17 protein-coding genes are annotated in these 20,492 nt (G+C 69.6%); 9 read left to right on the top strand and 8 right to left on the bottom strand.

Annotation, left to right across the window (positions count from 1 at the left end):
* Positions 1-1,292, top strand: a 1,292-nt coding sequence (locus VGS97_RS14980; protein ID WP_326854115.1) for an AI-2E family transporter, incomplete at its 5' end; no start/stop codon positions are given.
* Between the two features lie 18 nt (positions 1,293-1,310).
* Here VGS97_RS14980 and VGS97_RS14975 read toward each other — a convergent pair.
* Entirely contained in the window at positions 1,311-2,072 is a 762-nt protein-coding gene (locus VGS97_RS14975) for an alpha/beta hydrolase (RefSeq protein ID WP_326854113.1), read from the bottom strand.
* 245 nt (positions 2,073-2,317) lie between these two features.
* Here VGS97_RS14975 and VGS97_RS14970 point away from each other — a divergent pair, with 245 nt between their 5' ends.
* The 4 genes from VGS97_RS14970 to VGS97_RS14955 all read left to right on the top strand — a co-directional run bounded on the left by VGS97_RS14970 (position 2,318) and on the right by VGS97_RS14955 (position 6,135).
* Positions 2,318-3,301, top strand: coding sequence for an ABC transporter ATP-binding protein (locus VGS97_RS14970; protein ID WP_326854112.1), 984 nt, complete (start codon positions 2,318-2,320; stop codon positions 3,299-3,301).
* Positions 3,298-4,131, top strand: coding sequence for an ABC transporter permease subunit (locus VGS97_RS14965; protein ID WP_326854111.1), 834 nt, complete (start codon positions 3,298-3,300; stop codon positions 4,129-4,131). Before VGS97_RS14970 ends, VGS97_RS14965 begins: the two co-directional genes overlap by 4 nt.
* A 190-nt stretch (positions 4,132-4,321) precedes the next feature.
* Positions 4,322-5,314 (top strand): ABC transporter ATP-binding protein, encoded by a 993-nt coding sequence (locus VGS97_RS14960; RefSeq protein WP_326854109.1) that lies wholly within the window; start codon positions 4,322-4,324, stop codon positions 5,312-5,314.
* Entirely contained in the window at positions 5,311-6,135 is an 825-nt protein-coding gene (locus VGS97_RS14955; protein ID WP_326854107.1) for an ABC transporter permease, read from the top strand. The genes VGS97_RS14960 and VGS97_RS14955 overlap by 4 nt, the downstream gene beginning before the upstream one ends.
* Positions 6,136-6,258: 123 nt before the next feature.
* Here VGS97_RS14955 and VGS97_RS14950 read toward each other — a convergent pair whose 3' ends face one another.
* The 3 genes from VGS97_RS14950 to VGS97_RS14940 form a co-directional block, all read right to left on the bottom strand.
* Positions 6,259-6,585 (bottom strand): hypothetical protein, encoded by a 327-nt coding sequence (locus tag VGS97_RS14950; protein ID WP_326854106.1) that lies wholly within the window; start codon positions 6,583-6,585, stop codon positions 6,259-6,261.
* A gap of 150 nt (positions 6,586-6,735) precedes the next feature.
* On the bottom strand, positions 6,736-8,514 hold the full coding sequence (locus VGS97_RS14945) for a 3-hydroxybutyryl-CoA dehydrogenase (protein WP_326854104.1): 1,779 nt from the start codon (positions 8,512-8,514) through the stop codon (positions 6,736-6,738).
* Between the two features lie 576 nt (positions 8,515-9,090).
* Positions 9,091-9,495, bottom strand: coding sequence for an SCO5389 family protein (locus VGS97_RS14940; RefSeq protein ID WP_326854103.1), 405 nt, complete (start codon positions 9,493-9,495; stop codon positions 9,091-9,093).
* Between the two features lie 272 nt (positions 9,496-9,767).
* Between VGS97_RS14940 and nucS the strand changes: the two genes are divergently transcribed.
* The 4 genes from nucS to VGS97_RS14920 all read left to right on the top strand — a co-directional run bounded on the left by nucS (position 9,768) and on the right by VGS97_RS14920 (position 14,564).
* Positions 9,768-10,436, top strand: a complete 669-nt coding sequence (nucS, locus tag VGS97_RS14935; RefSeq protein WP_326854101.1) for an endonuclease NucS — start codon at positions 9,768-9,770, stop codon at positions 10,434-10,436.
* 362 nt (positions 10,437-10,798) lie between these two features.
* Complete coding sequence (locus VGS97_RS14930; protein ID WP_326854099.1) at positions 10,799-13,030, top strand: MMPL family transporter; 2,232 nt, start codon at positions 10,799-10,801, stop codon at positions 13,028-13,030.
* A gap of 220 nt (positions 13,031-13,250) precedes the next feature.
* Positions 13,251-14,042, top strand: coding sequence for a cellulose binding domain-containing protein (locus tag VGS97_RS14925; protein ID WP_326854098.1), 792 nt, complete (start codon positions 13,251-13,253; stop codon positions 14,040-14,042).
* Positions 14,043-14,246: 204 nt separating this feature from the next.
* Positions 14,247-14,564: a hypothetical protein gene (locus VGS97_RS14920; protein ID WP_326854097.1), complete on the top strand. Its 318-nt coding sequence runs from the start codon at positions 14,247-14,249 to the stop codon at positions 14,562-14,564.
* Positions 14,565-14,663: 99 nt separating this feature from the next.
* On the opposite strand, the gene VGS97_RS14915 is transcribed toward VGS97_RS14920, so the two are convergent.
* The 4 genes from VGS97_RS14915 to malQ all read right to left on the bottom strand — a co-directional run bounded on the left by VGS97_RS14915 (position 14,664) and on the right by malQ (position 20,217).
* Entirely contained in the window at positions 14,664-16,697 is a 2,034-nt protein-coding gene (locus VGS97_RS14915) for a protein meaA (protein ID WP_326854095.1), read from the bottom strand.
* Between the two features lie 181 nt (positions 16,698-16,878).
* On the bottom strand, positions 16,879-17,508 hold the full coding sequence (locus VGS97_RS14910; protein WP_326854094.1) for a DUF5130 family protein: 630 nt from the start codon (positions 17,506-17,508) through the stop codon (positions 16,879-16,881).
* Positions 17,486-17,902 carry a hypothetical protein gene (locus VGS97_RS14905; RefSeq protein WP_326854092.1) on the bottom strand — a complete coding sequence of 139 codons (417 nt, stop codon included), beginning with the start codon at positions 17,900-17,902 and terminating at the stop codon, positions 17,486-17,488. The genes VGS97_RS14910 and VGS97_RS14905 overlap by 23 nt, the downstream gene beginning before the upstream one ends.
* Positions 17,903-18,036: 134 nt before the next feature.
* Positions 18,037-20,217, bottom strand: a complete 2,181-nt coding sequence (malQ, locus tag VGS97_RS14900; protein WP_326854091.1) for a 4-alpha-glucanotransferase — start codon at positions 20,215-20,217, stop codon at positions 18,037-18,039.
* Positions 20,218-20,492 lie beyond the last annotated feature (275 nt).

Raw genomic sequence — 20,492 nt, 5'->3', positions numbered from 1 at the left:
GTATGTCCGTCGAAGAGGCCTCCGAGCTCGCCCCGAGCGAGCCGGTGGCGCACGGACAGGTCAGTGTGCCAGGGCAGGCCGGTGTGCCCGGAGAAGCTCAGGTGCCCGTACAGGCCGGTGCGGCGCCGGATGTGGAAGGCTCTGTAGAGAACGCGACAGAAGACGTAGAAGCGGCTACGCAGGCGGGCCCGGCCCGGGCGCGGCAGGAGTGGGCGACGGCGGGCGACGGGTCGGCGCAGCAGGTGCGGCGTCAGCCCGGCCGACCGGTGCGGCGCTCGCATCCGTACTACGTCGGGTTCGTCGGCGGCCTCGGCCTGATCCTGGCCTACTACCTGGCTGAGGCGCTGGTCTCGCTGACCGGCGTGACCGAGTTGATCGCGGTGGCGCTGTTCCTCGCGGTCGGCCTCGACCCCTTCGTGGAGCGGCTGACCGCGCGCGGGCTGCCGCGGCGCCGGGCGGTCCTGATCGTCGCGGGCGGCTGCCTGCTGCTGTTCGCCGGTTTCGTCACGGCCATCGCGCAGCCGCTGGCCGAGCAGACCTCCAGCCTGATCGCCTCGCTGCCGCACCAGTTGCAGCAGCTGAGCCAGAACCCGACGATGCGGCGCGTCGACGCCAAGTACAACGTGGTCGGCAGGCTCCAGAGCCTGCTCTCGCAGGCGGACACCGCGAAGATGATCGCCGGCGGCGTCCTCGGCTTCGGCGAGTTCCTGGTCTCGTCGGTGTTCAAGGCGTTCACCGTGCTGGTGATGACGCTCTACTTCCTGGTCTCACTGCCCACGATCAAGCAGTCCGCCTACCAGCTGATCCCGGCCTCCCGGCGGGCGCGGGTCGGGGAGCTGGCCGACGGCGTGCTGACCCGGGTCGGCGGCTACGTCTCCGGCGCGGTGACGGTCGCCGCGCTGGCGGGCCTGGCCGCGTACCTGATGCTGGCGGTGCTCGGGGTGCCGTACATGCTGCCGCTGGCGCTGCTGATCGCGCTGACCGACTTCATCCCGCTGGTCGGCGCGACGATGGGCGCGGTGATCGTGACCCTCGTGGTGCTGTTCGACTCGCCGGCCGAGGCGGTGGCCGCCGGGATCTTCTTCGTGGTCTACCAGCAGTTCGAGAACTTCGTGGTCTACCCGAGGGTGATGGCCCGTTCGGTGGACGTGCCGCCGATGATCGCGGTGATAGCCGCGCTGATCGGGGCCGCGCTGCTCGGCGTGGTCGGGGCGCTGCTGGCCATCCCGCTGTCGGCCGGGGTGATCTACATCGTGCGCGAGGTGCTGCTGCCGCGTCAGGACAGCTCGTGAGCCGATCGGCCCCCGCCGTCATCCGATCGGCGCTGTGTACTTCTCGTACGGGCCATCCCACTCGATCGGCAGCGGCCCGGCGGACGGATTGACCCGCCGGACGATTTCGTCGAGCGCGATCCGCACGTACTTCTCGCCGACCCACAGGTGCTTCGCGCCCTCCACCGCGACGATCTCCGCCTGTGGGATGAGGGAGAAGCGCTCGCGGGCCTGCGCCGGGCGTAGGTAGTCGTCGAACTCGGGGACGAGGACGGTCACCGGCTTACCTGAGGCGCCCCAGGCCTTCAGGTGCTCGTCCTGCGCTCGGTGCAGCGGCGGGGAGAGCAGGATCGCGCCGAGCACGTCCGGCTCGCAACCGTACTTGAGCACCAGTTCGCTGCCGAAGGACCAGCCGAGCGCCCACAGGTTCGGCAGTTGCCGGCCGAACGGATTGAGACCCTCGGCGAACTCGAAGGCGGCGGCCACGTCGTACTGCTCCGCGACGCCCCCGCCGAACTCGCCCTCGCTGCGCCCGCGCGCCGAGGCCGTGCCGCGGGTGTTGAAGCGCAGCACCGCGAGGCCCGCCAGTGCGGGCAGCCGCCAGGCCGCCTTGCGAAGCACGTGACTGTCCATCATCCCGGCGGCGGTCGGCAGCGGGTGGAAGGTGACCAGGGTGGCCGCCGGCTCGCGGTCCGCGGGCAGCGCGAGCTCGCCGACCAGGGTGAGCCCGTCGGCGGTCTCCAGTTCGATCGGCTCGCGGCGGGCCGGCAGGATCGTGTGCGCGGTGATCTCGGTAGTCATCTCGGTGTCCACCCTACGGGGCGGGTCCTCCTGAAGGCGTAGCGCGGTGTCAGGCAAATACCGTCCCTCAGGTGGACGAGTCCGGGCTTGCGCAGCCGTTACGGTGAAGCGCGGCCTGCGAGAACGATCGACGGCCGCTCTTCGACCACGGTTTCTGTTCGAGCGCGGTTCCGATCAAGCACGACTCCTGATCGACCACGGCTTCGACGGGCCATATTCATGGACTCAACGAGGGAATTAACACGATGATCGAGGCGAGAGGCCTCACGAAGCGGTACGGCGACCGGCTGGCGGTGGACGACCTGTCGTTCACCGTGAAACCGGGCCAGGTGACCGGCTTCCTTGGCCCGAACGGAGCGGGCAAGTCCACCACGATGCGGCTGATCCTCGGCCTCGACGCCCCCACCTCCGGCACGGTGACGGTGGACGGCCGGCCGTTCGTGCAGGCCGCGTACCCGATGCGCCAGGTGGGCGCGCTGCTCGACGCGAAGGCCGTCCACGGCGGCCGCAGCGCGTACAACCACCTGCTGTGCCTGGCGCAGACCAACAACCTGCCCAAGTCCCGGGTCGGCGAGGTGCTCGACCTGGTCGGCCTGCCCGAGGTGGCGCGCAAGCGCTCGCGCGGCTTCTCGCTCGGCATGAGCCAGCGGCTCGGCATCGCCGGGGCGCTGCTCGGCGACCCCAGGCTGCTGATGTTCGACGAGCCGGTCAACGGGCTCGACCCGGAGGGCATCCTCTGGATCAGGAACCTGATGAAGGCGCTGGCCGAGGAGGGCCGCACCGTCTTCGTCTCCTCGCACCTGATGAGCGAGATGGAGAACACCGCCGACCACCTGATCGTGATCGGCCGCGGCCGGCTGGTCGCGGACTGCACCGTGCAGGAGTTCATCGACCAGAACTCCGAGCTGACCATCCGGGTCAAGACCCCGGAGCGCGACCGCCTCGCCGGGCTGGTCGCCGGCAAGGGCGGCCTGGCCGTGCACGACGGCGACGACGCGCTGCGCATCACCCGCCTCGGCATGACGGACATCGGCGACCTGGCCTTCGACAACCAGATCCGGGTGCACGAGCTCTCGCCGATCCAGGCGTCGCTTGAGCAGGCGTTCATGGAACTGACCAAGGACAGCGTGGAGTACCACGCCGCGGTGCCCGGCCAGCCGGCCGGCGCGCACGACCACATCGCCGCCGCTGCCGCCGCCGGCGCGGACCGGCAGGGAGGCCTCTCGTGACCGTCTCGACCTCCGCCCTCGGCGGGCTCACCCCGCTGCCGGCCGCGTCGGGCCGGGCCGGATTCGGCGGCGCGCTGCACTCGGAGTGGACGAAGATCCGCTCGGTGCGCTCCACCATGTGGACGCTGAGCACCGCGGTCGTGGTCACCGTCGGCATCAGCGTGCTGGGCAACTGGGGCCGCGCGCACAACACCACCGCGAGCCCGGCGAGGCTGGCCGCCGAGGACCTGACCCAGCGCTCGATGTTCGGCATCATCCTCGGCCAGCTGATCATGGTGGTGTTCGGCGCGCTGGCGATCACCTCGGAGTACTCCACCGGGATGATCCGCACCGCCCTGACGGCGCAGCCGCGGCGCACCCCGGTGTTCTGGTCCAAGTTCCTGGTCGTCTCGGCGGTCGCGTTCGTGATCGGCGAGATCATCTCGTTCGCGTCGTTCCTGATCGACTCCTCGTTCTGGCGCGGCAAGGGCATCGCGCTCTCGCTGAGCAGCCCGCACGCGATGCAGGCGGTGATCGGCGGCGGCCTGTACCTGGCCGGCTCGGCGATCCTGGCCTTCGGCATCGGCGCGATCCTGCGGCACACCGCGGGCGCGATCACCACCGGCGTCGGACTGCTGTTCGTGGTGACGATCATCGCCAGCTTCCTGCCGGACAACTGGCAGAGCCACTTCAACAAGTGGCTGCCGTTCAACTCCGGCGGGCAGGCCTGGGCGACCCAGCACGTACGCGGAACGGACCTGGGCGCATGGACCGGCTTCGGCGTGTTCATGATCTATGGAGTGGTGGCGGTACTGATCGGCATGTACGTTTTCCGCAAGCGCGACGCGTAAGCGGACGCCAACGGGACGTAAGCGGGTACACGCACTCAACCGCGGCATCCTCTGGCGGCCGGCGCACAGCATCCAAAGGCTGTGCACCGGCCGCTGCGTCATCCGAACAGCCGTGCCATCTGAAGCCGTGCCATCTGAAGCTGTGTCATCCGACAGGAGATGGAAAGATGAGGGGCGATAGGGGGTACCAATGATCGAAGTCAAAGATCTGGTGAAGCGGTACGGGGACACCACAGCCGTGGACCATCTCAGCTTCACCGTGGAGCCGGGACGGATCACCGGCTTCCTCGGGCCGAACGGGGCCGGCAAGTCCACCACCATGCGGCTGATCCTCGGCCTCGACCGGCCGACCTCCGGCGGCGCGCTGATCGACGGCAAGCGCTACCGCGAGCTGCCGGACCCGCTGCGCTACGTCGGCGCACTGCTCGAAGCGCGGGCGGTGCATCCCGGCCGCACCGCGTTCAACCACCTGCTGTACCTCGCGCAGACGCAGGGCGTTCCGCGGGCCCGGGTGAACGAGGTGCTGGAGCTGGTCGGCCTGTCCGGCGTGGCGAAGAAGCGGACCAAGGGCTTCTCGCTCGGCATGGGCCAGCGGCTCGGCATCGCCGCCGCGCTGCTCGGCGACCCCAAGCTGCTGATCCTGGACGAGCCGGTCAACGGGCTCGACCCCGAGGGCATCGTCTGGATCAGGAACCTGCTCAAGCAGCTGGCCGCCGAGGGCCGCACGGTCTTCGTCTCCTCGCACCTGATGAACGAGATGGCGGTCACCGCGGACCACGTGATCGTCATCGGCCGCGGCCGGCTGATCGCGGACACCTCGATGAACGACTTCATCGCGCGCTACTCGGACAACATGGTGCTCGTCCGCTCGCCGCAGGCCGAGCAGCTGGCCGAGGCGCTGCGCGGCGACACGGTCACCATCACCGCACGGCAGGACGGCGCGCTGCTGGTCAGCGGCGCCGGCGCGCCGGCGATCGGCGAGGCGGCCGCCGCTCGCGGGATCGTGCTGCACGAGTTGTCTCCGCAGCAGACCTCACTGGAGGCGGCGTTCATGGAGCTGACCAAGTCCGATGTCCAGTTCCACGCCCCGGACGCCGTGCCGGCCCGGGATGCGTCGCAGGGCGCGAACGTCGACGGCGCCACCCCGAAGGACGACAGCGTCCCGGAAGGGAGCGCGCGATGAGCGGCGGCACGATCACCCGGCCCACGGTGGGCACCGGACACGCCAACTTCGGCCGGCTGCTCACCGCGGAATGGACCAAGCTGCGCACGGTCCGCTCGACGGTCTGGTCCTTCGCGATCCTGATCGTGGCGGTGATCGGCTTCACGTCGCTGTTCACCTTCCTGACCGTGCAGCAGTGGTCGCAGATGAAGCCGGAGGACCAGGCTCAGGCCCAGCTCGACCCGGTGCCGCAGATCCTCGGCAGCGGCCTGTTCCTCGGGCAGCTGGCGATCTGCGTGCTCGGCGTGCTGGTCGCCACGTCGGAGTACTCGACGGGGATGATCCGCTCGACCCTGCTGGCCTCCCCGCACCGGCTGCGCACCCTGGCCGCCAAGTGCGTGGTCTTCACCACTCCGGTGTTCGTGATCGGTGAGGCGCTCGCCTTCGCCAGCTACTTCCTCGGCAAGCAGATCCTGTCCTCCAAGGTGCACACCTCGCTCAGCGACCCGTACGTCATGCGCGCGGTGATCGGCTCGGGGCTGTACCTCGCCGTGCTGGGACTGTTCGCGCTGGCCGTCGGACAGCTGATCCGGCACACCGCCGGGGCGATCACCACGGTCATCGCGCTGGTTCTGGTGCTGGTGCCGCTCACCGGGCTGCTGCCCGGCAGTATCGGCAAGCACGTCTCGGCGTACCTGCCGACCAACGCCGGCCAGCAGATCATGCAGATCTACCCGAAGGACCAGATCCTGACCGCCTGGCAGGGCTTCGGGGTCTTCGGGCTGTGGACGGCGGCGCTGCTCGCCCTGGCCGCCTGGTTCCTGGTGCGGCGGGACGCGTGACCTGACGGAGCATCAACGGGCCTCTTCGAACTCGACCATGGCCGACGGCGCCGGGTCGGCCGACGCGCGGCGGCGGACGAACCCACAGCCGCACGCAAGGCCACGATCGAGTTCGAAGAGCCGTCAACGACGGCGGAGGCGGGCGTTCCAGCACGGCGTGTGCCAGTGGCGCCGGTCGTCCAGTCCTCCGCCGCCGTGCCAGGCCGCCTCCCCGCCGTCGGCGGGCCAGGCCACCAGGTGCGGAACGCCGGGCCTGATCTCCTGGTCGCAGCCGGGACAGCGGTAGGTCTTCGCGCTGCCCGCCCCGGACACCGACCGCACGATCCAGTCGCCGTCACGGGCCGACTCGACCCGCTGATACCCGAAGGCCTTCTCGATGTCGCGCGGCTCGGGACGGCCGGACGAACGACCGCCGCCCCCGCCGTGCGGCTCGTTCCTCCTCGGGTTCACGGTTCCAGATTACGGCTTCGCGGTTACCGCTCATCGCCGCTCTTCGAGCTTGACCGTGGCCGGCGGCGCAGGGTCGGCCGACGCGCAGCGGCGGACGAGCCTACAGCCGCCCATAAGGCCACGGTTAAGGTCGAAGAGCCCTCATCACTGTCACGACTCGTGGTCGCGAAAACCCCTGCCGGTCTTGCGGCCGAGATACCCGGCGGTCACCAGGTGCTCAAGCAGCGGCGCCGGCGCGAAGCCGGGCTCGCGGAACTCCAGATAGAGCGCCCGCTCGATGGCCAGCGCGACATCCAGGCCGACGACGTCGAGCAGTTCGAACGGTCCCATCGGGTAACCGCAGCCGAGCTTCATCGCGGTGTCGATCCCGTCGGCGGTCGCGTAGTGCGCCTCAAGCATCCGCACCGCGTCGTTGAGATACGGGAACAGCAGGGCATTGACGATGAAGCCGGCCCGATCGCCGCAGTCCACCGCGTGCTTGCCGAGCCGTGCGCACACCTCGTGCGCGGTGGCCAGCACGTCCTCGCCGGTGGCCACCGTGCGCACCACCTCGACCAGCTTCATCACCGGCGCCGGGTTGAAGAAGTGGATGCCCACGACGTCGCGCGGACGCCCGGTCGCCATCGCGCACTCGATCACCGGCAGGCTCGACGTCGTGGTGGCGAGCACCGCCCCCGGCTTGCACAGCGCGTCGAGGTCCTTGAACAGCGCCACCTTCACGCCGAGGTCCTCGGCCACCGCCTCGACGACGAGGTCGCAGTCCGCCGCGTCGCCGAGCGTGCCGCTCGACGTCAGCCGGGCCAGCGCGGCCTCACGCTCCTCGGCCGTCAGCTTGCCCCTCTCCGCCGCGCGCCCCAGCGAGCGGGCGATCCTGGCCCGCGAGGCCTGCGCCTTCTCCTCGCTGCGCGCGATCTGCACGGTGGCGTAACCGGCCTTCGCCATGACCTCGGCGATGCCGTTGGCCATCGTGCCCGAGCCGACCACCGCGATCCGCGAAACCGACCGCGCCCCCTCGGTGCGCTGCCCCGGCGGCGGTGTGAGCGCGTCCGGCACCACGGCCGGCACGTCAGCCTGCTCGTAGGTGAAGAAGCCGCGCCCGGTCTTGCGGCCGAGCAGCCCCGCGGTCTTCATCTGCTTGAAGATCGGCGCCGGGGCGTGCAGCCGGTTGCGGGACTGCTTGTACATCGTGTCGAGGATCTCGTACGCGGTGTCCAGGCCGATCAGGTCGAGCAGCGCCAACGGGCCCATCGGCAGGCCGCAGCCGAGGCGCATCGCGGCGTCGACGTCCTCGCGCGTGGCGTATCTGGCCTCGTACATCGACGCGGCGTGGTTGAGGTAGCCGAACAGCAGCGCGTTGGCGATGAAGCCCTCCTTGTCGCCGATGGTGACCGGGGACTTGCCGAGCCGCGCCGCCAGCGCCTCGACGTCGGCCAGCACGCCGGGGTCGGTGACCACCGTGCGCACCACCTCGACCAGCCGCATCACCGGCGCCGGATTGAAGAAGTGCAGGCCGACCACCCGCGCGGGCCGCGAGGTGGCCACCGAGATCTCGGTCACCGACAGCGAGGAGGTGTTCGTGGCGAAGATCGTCTCGGCCGAGCAGATGCCGTCGAGCCGCTTGAACAGCTCCCGCTTGAGTTCGAGCCGCTCCGGGATCGCCTCGACCACCAGATCGCAGTCGACCAGCTCGGACAGGTCCACGGTGTAGCGGATCCGGTCGAGCAGCGCGGCGGCCCCGTCAGTGGTCAGCTTGCCCTTGGCGACCGCGCGGCGGGTCGAGTGCGCGACGTGCGCGCGGCCCCGGTTCAACGCCGCGGCGTCGATCTCCACCGCGCGCACCCGCAGGCCGTTGCGGGCCATCACCTCCGCGATGCCGGCGCCCATCGTGCCGAGTCCGACGACGCCGACCGTGCCGATTTCGCGCCCCATCGCGCACTCCCTGGGTGATCGAGAAGAAGTCGCCCGCCGTACCCGGCGCGTGGCACCGGCCCTGCTGGGCGCTTTGTTACCCACGAGTATGTCCAGTGGAGCCCGGTTCCGCCAGAGTTGGGAGCCCAAGTCGCGAGCGCTGTGAGCATGCTCACGCCCGGGAACCCCGTACTCGCGCGGCCCAGTACCCGCGCGAACCCAGTGCCAACGCGAACCAGTTGCCCTCACAAACCCAGCGCCCTCACAAGCCCAGTGCCCTTACGAACCCAGCGCCCTCGCGAACCCGGTGCGCTCACGAACCCGGCGCGCTCACGAATCAGTACGGGCACTGATCGGCACGGGCCGGGCCGGATGCACCCTCATACGTCCGGCCCGGCCCGCACCATCCTCCATTCACCGTCGTCGTCCTGCGGCTCTTCCCCGCGGCGCCCTCCACTGCGCCGCAGACCGCCAGGACGGCGGCTCCCCGCCTCTCGGTGACGGAACACCGTCGGCTCGATCGACCACTTCCTCTCCACAAGCACGCGCGTCGTCAGGTCCGGCGGTTCACGTCGACCGTCGGTCAACTGAGCCGGGTCAGCAGTCACGCAGGTCCGGCGACTGGTTCAGCAGTTGCTCGCGCATGGAGACGAAGCGGAGATAGGCGCCGGACTGCATACCCGGCTGCCCCTCGGCGGCCGGGAAGACGGCGACCCGATGGCAGTTCTGGAAGGCCAGCCGGACGCCGAAGTAGCGCTCCAGGCAGCCGCGCACGGAATCGGAGGCCAGCGCGCGCAGCAGCTGTCCGCACTCGTCCTCACTCGCCGGCGCGGCGGTGTTGTCGGCGAACGGCCCGCCTTCGACATGCAGCCGGGTCGACAGCCGGCTGACCAGCTGCCAGGCGTACGGCAACGAGGTGCGTATGCACTCGGCGAACTGCTCGTCGGTCACCTCCCCCACCTCCGCCGCAGCCAACAACTCGGCCGAGACGTCCAAGGACATCGGTCCCACCTCACCTCCGGTCGTCACCGCACTGCCGGACTGCTGGATCACTGTTGGATCACGGCCTCGTCACGCTCACATCAATTCAATGGCCCGACACAACGCGCTTCACACCTTGAGGCATGCCCGCTACGCATTCGCGCCTCACCAGACGACTGACGGCCCGTCGGCTCACTCAGTGGACGTCCACAGCGCCCGGCGACTGGCGCGCGCCCTCCCACTCGGTCGGCGGCGCGACCGGGCCGGGCACCGAGGCGTTAGGGTTTCGAACCATGCGCCTCGTCATCGCCCAGTGCAGCGTGGACTACGCGGGGCGGCTCGCCGCCCACCTGCCCAGCGCCCGCCGCCTGCTGATCGTCAAAGCGGACGGCAGTGTCCTGGTTCACTCCGACGGAGGCTCGTACAAGCCGCTGAACTGGATGTCCCCGCCCTGCACGCTCAGGCAGGAGGAGCGGGCCGAGGGCGGCGTGTGGACGGTCGCCAACAAGGCCGGCGAGCAGCTGATCATCAGCATCGAAGAGATCTTCCACGACTCGGCGCACGACCTCGGGGTGGACCCCGGCCTGCGCAAGGACGGCGTCGAGTCGCATCTCCAGGTGCTGCTGGCCGAGCAGATCGAAATACTGGGCAAGGGCTGGCGGCTGGTGCGCCGCGAGTACCCGACGCCGATCGGCCCGGTGGACATCCTGTGCCGTGACGCCGACGGCGGCGCCACCGCCGTGGAGATCAAGCGCCGGGCGACCATCGACGCGGTCGAACAGCTGTCTCGGTACCTTGACTTACTCAATCGCGACCCGCTGCTGGCACCGGTCGGCGGCATCCTGGCGGCGCAGGCCATCGCGCCGCAGGCCCGCACCCTCGCCGAGGACCGGGGGATGCGGTGCGTGGTGCTCGACTACGACGCGCTGCGCGGCATGGAGCGCGAAGGCACCTTGTTCTGAAAGCGCTTTCCAATTTCCGGTCCGGAAGTTGCGTTCCGAAGTCGCGGCGACGGCAGTACGCTACGCGCCTATCTTTCCTTGATCCATGGACATCGGACCAAGAAAACTGATATAGAGGAAACGCCAATCGGGCCGTGGCATCACTGGCCCGTTTCCTTCAGGTACAGCGCCGTGAACAGCCGTTCCATCTGTTTCAGACAGCTGCGGTTACCCGGGCATCATTCGCTCTCTACCATCTGACCAACTCTCAGCTACCTGATCGTTCCGATTTGTGCGTTCTGCATTGTGTGTCTGCCGACTGCGAAACGCGGGTAGGACGGTGACGCACGGCCGATTCCACGACGTGAAGGGAATGTAGGGTCATGACGGGGTTTCTGGAACGGCTGGGCGGCACGCTGATCGCACGCAGATGGCTGGTACTGGTCGCTGCGCTCGGTTTCGCCGTCTTCTCCGTCCTGTTCGGCGCTTCGGTGGTCGGACAACTGACGACGAGCGGGTACAACGACCCGTCCGCCGAGTCGACGCGGGCCGAGTCGCTGCTGGCCGCCAAGTACGGCGTGGGTGATTCGAACTTTCTGCTGCTGGTGAAGGCGCCGACCGGCGGGGTGGACGACCCGGCCGCCGCGCGCGACGGTGTGGCCCTGACCAAGCGCCTCGCCGCCGAACACGACGTCACCGACGTGGTCTCTTACTGGACGACCGGCGCGGCCGGCCTGCGCAGCCACGACGGAAGCAGCGCCCTGATACTGGCCCGGGTCACGGTCGACGACACCAAGATGGACAGCAGGTCCAACGCGCTGATCTCGGCCTACTCCGGCAAGGCCGGAGTCCTGTCCGTGCAGGTCGGCGGCAGCGGCCCGGTGAACGCCCAAGCCGACACGCAGAGCCAGGACGACCTGATCAAGGGCGAGGCGATCGCCTTCCCGATCACGCTGATCCTACAGATCATCGTCTTCCGCGGCCTCGTGGCCTCGTTCCTGCCGCTGCTCCTGGGCGGATTCTCCGTGCTGGGCACGCTGCTCGCGCTGCGCCTCACCGTGATGTTCACGCCGGTCTCGGTGTTCGCGCTGAACCTGACCACCGCCCTGGGCGTCGGCCTGGCGCTCGACTACAGTCTGTTCATCATCACCCGATATCGCGAGGAACTGCACGACGGGAAGGACCCGCGGGCCGCGCTGCTGACCACGATGCGCACCGCGGGCAAGACCGTGGCGTTCTCCGCGGTGACCGTGTCGCTCGCGATGGCCGCGATGGTGGTCTTCCCACTCGACTTCCTGAAGTCGTTCGCGTACGCCGGGGTGTCGGTCGTCCTTCTCACCGCGCTTGCCGCCCTCACCGTGCTGCCCGCCCTGCTGGCCGTGCTGGGCCGGCGCGTGGACGCGCTGGCGGTGCGGCGCAGCAAGCCCGCCGCGCCGCAGACCGGGTTGTGGTACCGGCTGGCGAGCGGCGTCATGCGCCGTCCCGTATCGGTGGGCCTCACGCTGCTGATCGCGTTGACCGCGCTGGGCGTCCCGTTCCTGTCCGCGAACTTCGGGCTGTCCGACGACCGGGTGCTGCCCGCCAACGCCTCGGCGCACGTGGTCGCGGACGCGATCCGCAACGACTTCGACTCGCAGGCGCAGTCAGCGCTCGAAGTCGTCGCGCCCGCCGCGAGCCCGACGCAGGTCGGCGATTACGCGGCCGCTCTCTCGCGGGTCTCCGGAGTCGTGCGGGTCGACGCCGCGACCGGCAGCTACGTGGCCGGACGCCAGGTCGCCGCGCCCTCCGCGGCCAGCGGCCAGTTCGTGGATCCGAAGGGCGGCGCGGGCACCTGGCTGTCGGTGAACACGGCCATCGAGCCGTACTCGGGCGCGGGAGAGCAGCTGACGAAGCAGGTGCGGGCCGTGCCCGCGCCGTTCCAGGTCATGGTCGGCGGCCCGTCCGCCGACCTGGTCGACACCGAGCACGCGATCTCCGACCGGCTGTGGATCGCGGGGGCGTGGATCGTGCTGGCCATGCTCGTGCTGCTGTTCCTGTTCACCGGCAGCGTCGTGCTGCCGCTCCAGGCGATCGTGCTGAGCCTGTTCTCGCTCACCGCGATGTTCGGCGCGATGGTCTACGTGTTCCAGCAGGGGCACCTGCGGTGGCTCGTCGGCGACTTCGTCGTCAGCGGGACGCTCGACACCACCATCCCGGTCCTGATGTTCTGCATCGCGTTCGGGCTCTCCATGGACTACCAGGTGCTCCTGCTCTCCCGGATCAAGGAGGAGCACGAGCTCACCGGCGACAACACGCGCGCGGTGGCCACGGGCCTACAGCGCACGGGCCCGGTGATCACCGCCGCGGCGGCGATCGTCGCGATCGTCTTCATCGGCATCGGCACCAGTTCGATCTCCATCATCAAGATGCTCGGCCTCGGCCTGGCCCTGGCCGTGCTGGTCGACTCCTCACTCGTGCGCGGCGTGCTGGTGCCGTCGTTCATGCGGATCAGCGGCGGTAAGGCGAACTGGTGGGCGCCCGGCGTGCTGAAGCGGGTACACCAGAAGATCGGCCTGTCCGAGGAGTCGGGCGCCGCCGAGCCCGAACCCGAGTCCGTGCCGGCCGGGAAGTCGTAGCGGGCAACAGGGATCAGTAGTACGCGGTAGTACCCGGTACTCGGCCGCTGCGATCACCACAGGTGCAACTTTCGGCACCGATCGCAGCGGCCGAACCATGCATCAGGAAGAAAGCAGACTGCGACACCGCGGCGGTCCGAGCGCCCTTGCACCGCACGGGCGGCTCGGTCACGGTGATGCCCGCAAGCTCGATTCGAGGACGAGTCCGAGGGAGAGAGACGTGCGCCGGATCCTGGGCATCGCGACGACACTGCTGCTGGCGGTTCCGATCTTCGGCGGCACCGCCGCCGCGGCTGTCGGCGGCACGAGCGCGGCTGCCGCGTCGTGCACCGGCACCATCGACATCACACAGATCTCGATGACTCCGGCCAGCGTCACGCCGGGACAGGGCGCGACGATGAACTTCACCGCCGTCAACTGCACGTCCCAGTCGGTGACGACGAACCTGATCGAATACGGACGCTTCCTCGGTCCCGGCTCCTCCACCGGAGTCCCGCAGGGCTGCCCGGTGATCGACCCCATCGCGCCGTCGGTGACGTTCGCGCCGAACGGCACGTATACGGGCACCATCGGCTTCCAGGTCTTCTCGGGGTGCACGGCCACCAGCCTTGAGGGCATCATCAACTTCGAGAACTCAAGCGGCGTGAACGTTCAGGGCACTGCGACGGTCGCCATCGTTCAGCCGGTCCCGCCGATCGCCTGCCACGTGACCTACACCACGCAGAGCCAGTGGCAGGGCGGCTTCACCGCCGCGGTCAGTATCAGCAACACTGGTGTCGTCGCCGACAACGGCTGGACGCTCACCTTCACCTTCGGCGGCGACCAGAAGATCACCGGCGTGTGGGGCGCGGCCGCAACGCAGAGCGGTGAGATGGTCACGCTGACCAACCTGTCCTACGACGCGACGATCACCCCAGGCGCGACGGTCAGTGGCATCGGCTTTCAAGGCACCTGGAGCGCGAGCGACGCCGCCGCGTCGAGCTTCGCGGTCAACGGCACCATCTGCTCGTAACCGAGCCGACCGAGCCGTCGTCGCGACCCGCCGGTCGCAACGTGTGAACTGACGATGACACAAAGTCCTGCCAGGGACTGGAGAAGTCACAGTCTGGGCGCACCTGGCGCTCTGTCACCGCTTTGGCGGTAAAGTCTGGCCGAAGTGTTGACCCGGGGGGACGGTGATTCACCTCGCCTCCCAGCTCGATGTGAGGGACCGGATATGAGCCTGTTCGACAAGGCGCTGGAAGTCACCGAGAAGGCCTTCGAGGAGACAGAGCACGCGATCGAGGAGTGGAACATCCACCGCCACGGCGCGAAGCTGTTCCTGAAGCTGGGCATCGCGGTTTACGCCGAGCAGCGGCTCGGCGGCGACCACGGACCCGTCGACCGCATCCTCGGTGCGCTCGACGGCCACGCGGCGGAGCACGGCGAGGTGGACCTCGACCACCTGAAGGCCGCGCACGAGGTGCTCGGCGACGAGTTCATCAAGGAGCACGACATCGAGGCGGAGCACGCCGAGGCCCCGGCAGCGTCCTGACGCTCCTGACTCGCCATCAGCTCCGTATATGCACCAGTGGTGACCTTTTCTGCCGACCGGTGAACGCGCCGGTCGGCAGAATCGTTCACGCGGAACCGTTCAGCACGCCCTGATCAGATCCACGATCCGGGTCAGGCTCTCGGTCATGTCGTAGTCCTTCGGCGTGAAGACCTCTGCGACGCCGAGTTCCTTGAGCGCCTTGGCGTCGGCGTCCGGGATGATTCCGCCGACCACCACCGGCACGTCCGTCACGCCCGCGGCGCGCAGCCGCTCGATCACGTCGGGCACCAGGCGCAGGTGTGAGCCGGAGAGCACGGAAAGGCCGACGCAGTGCACGTCCTCGGCGATCGCCGCCGCGGCGATCTGTGCGGGCGTGAGCCGGATGCCCTGGTACACGACCTCGAACCCCGCGTCACGCGCCCGGACCGCGATCTGTTCCGCGCCGTTGGAGTGCCCGTCCAGGCCCGGCTTGCCGACCAGGATGCGCAGCCGCCGTCCGCGCTCCCGGCTCGTTTCGCGTACGTATTCGCGCAGGGCGACCAGCTGCGACGAGGCGCTCGCGGTCGGCGCGTCCGCGCCGATGCCGGTGGGCGCGCGGAATTCGCCGAAGACCGCGCGCAGCGCGCCGGCCCACTCGCCGGTGGTCACGCCGGCGCGGGCACAGTCGAGTGTCGCAGGCATCAGATTCACGGCGGGATCGGCCGCGTCGGCCGTCAGCCTCGCCAGCGCCGCGTCGGCGGCGGCCGCGTCGCGGGATGCACGCCACCGCGCCACGGCGCTGATCGCGTGCTGCTCGACCCCGGGATCGACGGTCTGGATCGCGGCGTCGAGGTCTGCGATCAGTGGGCTGGGTTCGGTCTCGGTGTAGGCGTTGACGCCGATCACGATCTGCTCACCGGACTCGATCCTGGCCCGGCGTGCCGCGTGGTTCGCGACCAGCCGGGACTTGAGATAGCCGGACTCGACCGCGGCGACCACGCCGCCCATCTTCTGCACGCGCGCGATCTCGGCGCGAGCGGCGGCGGCCAGCTGCGCGGTCTTCGCCTCCACCTCGTGGGAGCCGGCGAACAGGTCGCCGTATTCGAGTAGGTCCGACTCGAAGGCGAGCACCTGCTGCATGCGCAGCGACCACTGCTGGTCCCAGGGGCGTGGCAGACCGAGCGCCTCGTTCCACGCGGGCAGTTGCACGGCGCGGGCGCGGGCGCCCTTAGCGAGCGTGACGGCGAGCATCTCCAGCATGATGCGCGCGACGTTGTTCTCCGGCTGCGCCTCGGTCAGGCCGAGCGAGTTGACTTGGACGCCGTAACGGAAGCGGCGCTTCATCGGGTCGGTCACGCCGTAACGTTCGCGGGTGATCTCGTCCCAGAGCTCGGTGAAGGCACGCATCTTGCAGAGCTCTTCGACGAAGCGGACACCCGCGTTGACGAAGAAGGAGATCCGCTCGACCACGTGGTCGAACTCCCCCTGCGGGACCTGCCCGCTGTCGCGCACCGCGTCGAGCACGGCGATGGCGGTGGACAGCGCGTAGGCGATCTCCTGTACCGGATCGGCGCCTGCCTCCTGTAGGTGATAGCTACAGATGTTGATCGGGTTCCACTTCGGCAGCGCGCGCACGGCGTACGCGATCAGGTCGGTGGTGAGCCGCAGCGAGGGGCCCGGCGGGAAGACGTACGTACCGCGGGAGAGGTACTCCTTGACGATGTCGTTCTGCGTGGTACCGGCCAGTTCCCTGATGTCGGCGCCCTGGCGTTCGGCGGCCACCTGGTAGAGCGCGAGCAGCCACATCGCGGTGGCGTTGATCGTCATCGAGGTGTTCGTCCGGGCCAGCGGGATCCGGTCGAACAGCGCCTCGACGTCGCCGACGTGCGCGATCGGCACGCCGACCTTGCCGACCTCCCCGGCGGCGAGCACCGCGTCGGGGTCGTAGCCGGTCTGGGTGGGCAGATCGAAGGCGACCGAGAGCCCGGTCTGCCCTTTGGCCAGGTTCCGGCGGTACAGCGCGTTGGACTGCGCCGGGGTCGAGTGCCCCGCATAGGTGCGCATGACCCACGGCCGGTCACGCGCGAGCTGCCGGGATTGCGCCGCCCCTGCGGTGTTCGGTGCTGCGGCGCGTGATTCTGCGGCGTGCGACATCGTGTCGGAACCCTCCGCGTGCTCGTCGCCGCCACGGCTGTGGTCGACGCTCCTGCTGCGGAGTGTACTGGCCGGTAACTAAGCCGCCAGTGTGATCCGGCTCACGTGTGCCCGAGAATGTGAGCCGTAAGCGTGAGCCAAGAGTGTGACAAAGCCACGCGCAGCGCCGACCACCGGTCGGTCACCCGGCGCTGCGGACGTGCTCGACCATGGCGAGGATGCCGTAGGCGATCCCGCCGTCGAGATCACGGACCGCGAACGAAGACGTCATCGCCGCGGCGGCGAGTGCGCAGGAACGGTCGTCGAGCAGCTTGCGAGCGTGTGCACCGGTGATGATCTCCAGCCGGTGCGCGGCAGGATCGACCGCGATCAGCACCGACTTGGCCGCCGTGGGACCGAGTTCGGCGTGCCGGGCCTCGGCCTGTGTGCGGGCGTCGGAGCCGAGCGTGCCGATGAAGACCGACCAGTTCAGTTCGGTGCGCTTCTGCGCGATGGCGATCGCCCGGCGGATCTGTGTGGACTCGACCAACGGCACGACGACCGACCCGCTGCCGCTGCCGTTGGCGTTGCGCGCCCCGGCACGCTCCTCGTGACCAGCGCTGCGTTCATGATCCGCGCTGTGTCCCTGGCCAGCACCGTGTTCATGACCAGCACTGTGTTCATAACCAGCGCTGTGCTCATGCTCATGCTCATGACCAGCGCTGTGCTCCGGAACGGCACCGTGTTCCGGAGCGGCAGGCTGTTGCGGCGCGGCGCCCGCGGTCACGTCCGCCGCCGCCGTCTCGGGGTCACCAGGAACCACTGGCCCCACCGGTTCCGGCGGACTTACCCGCGGTGACACCCTGCTGTTCGGCCGATGAGGAGGAGCCGGTCGGCACCGCGTCCTGCGGGCTGGCCGCGGTCGCGCCGTTCTGCCGGATCCAGCCGACTTCGCGGCGGCTGCGGTCGCCGCGGGCCCAGCCCGGCAGCACCACCAGGAAGGAGATCAGCAGGAACAGGCCGAGCGGGATCCCGAGGTAGATGCCGATCGTCTGTAGGATCGTCAGCCCCGGTCCCGAGTCTTCTCCGTCATACGGGTGATTCGCCGCCAGTGCGGCGGAGGCCGCCAGCAGCGGGACACTGGTCGCCGCGGCGACGAACCCGGCCCGCGCCGCGGCGCGCAGCCGAGTGGCGGACGTCGTGCGGATGAGCGTGGTGATGGACACGTGAAAACGGTAGCTCAACCGCGGTCAAGTCACGCGGCCAGGTCGGCATTCCGCCGAGAGTTAACGCAGGATTCCGTACGACGGTTCACCCGGCAGCCCGCGCGACAATCCGCCGGCACGTCACGCGGACGCGCTCAGGCAAGTGCGCTCAGCACCCTGGCCAGCGAACGGACCCGCGGATGGCCCGCGAGCTGGTCGAGCAGCAGCGGCCGGCCGCCGGAGTCGGCCAAGGGCAGCCGCCAGTTCGGGTAGGTGTCCCCGGAGGTGCCCGGCAGGTTGTGCGGGCGCAGATCGCCGACGGCGTCGGGCAGGTAGACCCCGATCATCCGCGCGGGCGTCCAGGCCAGGAAGCGGTGCAGCGCCTCGATCGTCTCCTGCTCCCCCGCGCCCGAGCGCAGCAGTCCGCAGCCGCGCAGCAGATCGATCCATGCCTGCACGTTGGCCCGGTCCGCCTCCTTCTCCTCTTCCAGCGGCCGGGTCAGCAGGCCGAGCCGCGCGCGCAGATCCAGGTGGGCCCCGGTGAGCAGCGCGGCGGCGGGCGGCAGGTCGTGCGTGGTCAGCGCGGCCAGGCAGTTCTCCCGCCAGCGGCCCGGCGGATGCGGCGCGCCGTCGGCGTCACGTTCGAACCACAGCACGTTGGTGCCGAGGATGCCGCGGTCGGCCAGCGCGTCACGGACCCAGGGCTCGACCGTGCCCAGGTCCTCGCCGATCACCAGCGCCCCGGCGCGATGCGCCTCAAGGGTGAGGACGGCCAGCAGCGCCTCGTGGTCGTAGTAGACGTACGTGCCCTGGTGCGGCTTCGCACCGGCGGGCACCCACCACAGCCGGAACAGCGCCATGACGTGGTCCATCCGCAGGCCGTCGGCGTGTCGCAGCACCCCGGCGAGCATCTGGCGATACGGCAGATATCCGGACTCGGCCAGCCGGTCCGGGCGCCACGGCCGCGAACTCCAGTCCTGGCCGAGCTGGTTGAACTCGTCGGCCGGCGCTCCGATGGTGACGCCGCGCGCGTAGACGTCGAGGTCGGCCCAGGTGTCCGCGCCGTCGGCCTGGGCGCCGACGGCCAGGTCGTGGAAGACGCCGTACACCATCCCGGAATGCGCACACGCAGTACGGACCGCCGCCAACTGCTCGTCGAGCAGCCATTGCAGCCAGCAGTGGAAGTCGATCTCGGCCCGCTGGACCGCGGCGAGCTCGCGCACTGCTGCGCGGTCCGGGTGACGCAGCGTCTCCGGCCACGCCGCACTGTTTCCCCCATAAAGGTGAGCGAGCGTCAGCCAGGTGGCGTGCAGTTGGAGTGGACGACCCTCCCGCACGAGGTATGCGCGGTACGCCGCGGAGCGCCCGGCCGTACGCGGGGTCGCGTACAGCAGCCGCAGCGCCGCCGTCTTGCCCTCCCAGACTCGGTCGCGATCAATCAGATCGTCAGACAGGTTGCGCTTGCGCAGCTCTGTACCGAGCTGGTCGACCTGCTCGCGGACCTCGGCCGGTGCGTAGGCGTATTCGGGCACCGATTCGATGCGCAGGTGGATCGGATCGGGGTAGCGCCGAGTCGCCGGCAGGTACGGGGACGGGTCGAGCGGCGGGACGCCGCTACCGCCATGCAGCGGGTTGACGACCAGGAAGCCCGCGCCGAGGTCGTGCCCGGCGATGGCGGCGAGTTCGGCCAGGTCACCGAGGTCGCCCATGCCCCACGACCGCCGCGAGCGCAGCGAGTGCAGTTGCAGCGTGTAGCCCCAGGCGCGGCGCCGGGTCGGCGTGGTGAGCCGGCGCGGCGAGACGGCGAGCGGGACCTGCTTGACCTCGCCGCCGATCCGCGCGTGGAGGGTGTGCCAGCCGATCGGCAGCGCAATCGGCAGTGCGAACGTATAAGCGGACAAGCCACGCCGTTCGGTCGGCTCGACGCCGAGCAGCGCGACGTCGTAGCGCCGTCCACCGTCTTCCAGCGCGATCCACAACGTGGGCTGCGAGCTCGACGAGGCATGCACCGTGACACGCGGAACCGCGGCCGCCTCCGAAGCCGGCCCCGCACCCTCAGATTCCTGACGGACCACCACACACGGTGGCAGGGCACGGAACTGACGCTCCGCCAACTGTCGCAGCGCGTCGTGGCACGCGGCGGGATCGGCGGCATCCACGCCGAAGGCGGCCAGCACGGCGATCAGGGTCTCGGCGCTGACCTCGACCCGGTTGCCCTGCCAGTCGTGGTACTCGGTGGCGATCCGATAGGCGCGCGCGGCCTCGACCAGCTCCGGCCAGGCAGCCGACGAGCCATCCGAACGGTGCGAAGCACCCGAATGATCCGAACTTTGCATATCACCCAAACCGCCTGCACCGGACTCAGGCCACCCGCGCTCACCGGCCTGCGGCTCGCTGCGGACCCCGTCCCGATCCTCGCCGCGCCGCGTCACGGAAGTCATGGTTACCAAGCTCTCACAGGGCGGTTGCAGAAGGAATCCGCCGCTCTGAACACCTGCGTTGCGCGGAGCTCACGTCAGGCGCCGACCACGGCGGATCCTTCGTACGTTTATGCGATTGTCCTGTGCTTACGCTGATTCTTACGTTGAACCGGGTTACACCAACATGTCAG

Source organism: Actinocrinis sp. (assembly GCF_035946395.1).
Lineage (GTDB): Bacteria > Actinomycetota > Actinomycetes > Streptomycetales > Catenulisporaceae > Actinocrinis.
Note: the sequence above shows the minus strand (reverse complement) of the source record. Positions and strands in the feature narration are given on the sequence as shown.

Bases quoted from the DNA above. Each gene is read 5' to 3' on its own strand.
- VGS97_RS14975 (WP_326854113.1), bottom strand. From the start codon at position 2,072: ATGACTACCGAGATCACCGCGCACACGATCCTGCCGGCCCGCCGCGAG.
- VGS97_RS14970 (WP_326854112.1), top strand. From the start codon at position 2,318: ATGATCGAGGCGAGAGGCCTCACGAAGCGGTACGGCGACCGGCTGGCG.
- VGS97_RS14960 (WP_326854109.1), top strand. From the start codon at position 4,322: ATGATCGAAGTCAAAGATCTGGTGAAGCGGTACGGGGACACCACAGCC.
- VGS97_RS14955 (WP_326854107.1), top strand. From the start codon at position 5,311: ATGAGCGGCGGCACGATCACCCGGCCCACGGTGGGCACCGGACACGCC.
- VGS97_RS14945 (WP_326854104.1), bottom strand. From the start codon at position 8,514: ATGGGGCGCGAAATCGGCACGGTCGGCGTCGTCGGACTCGGCACGATG.
- VGS97_RS14940 (WP_326854103.1), bottom strand. From the start codon at position 9,495: ATGTCCTTGGACGTCTCGGCCGAGTTGTTGGCTGCGGCGGAGGTGGGG.
- nucS (WP_326854101.1), top strand. From the start codon at position 9,768: ATGCGCCTCGTCATCGCCCAGTGCAGCGTGGACTACGCGGGGCGGCTC.
- VGS97_RS14930 (WP_326854099.1), top strand. From the start codon at position 10,799: ATGACGGGGTTTCTGGAACGGCTGGGCGGCACGCTGATCGCACGCAGA.
- VGS97_RS14920 (WP_326854097.1), top strand. From the start codon at position 14,247: ATGAGCCTGTTCGACAAGGCGCTGGAAGTCACCGAGAAGGCCTTCGAG.
- VGS97_RS14915 (WP_326854095.1), bottom strand. From the start codon at position 16,697: ATGTCGCACGCCGCAGAATCACGCGCCGCAGCACCGAACACCGCAGGG.
- malQ (WP_326854091.1), bottom strand. From the start codon at position 20,217: ATGCAAAGTTCGGATCATTCGGGTGCTTCGCACCGTTCGGATGGCTCG.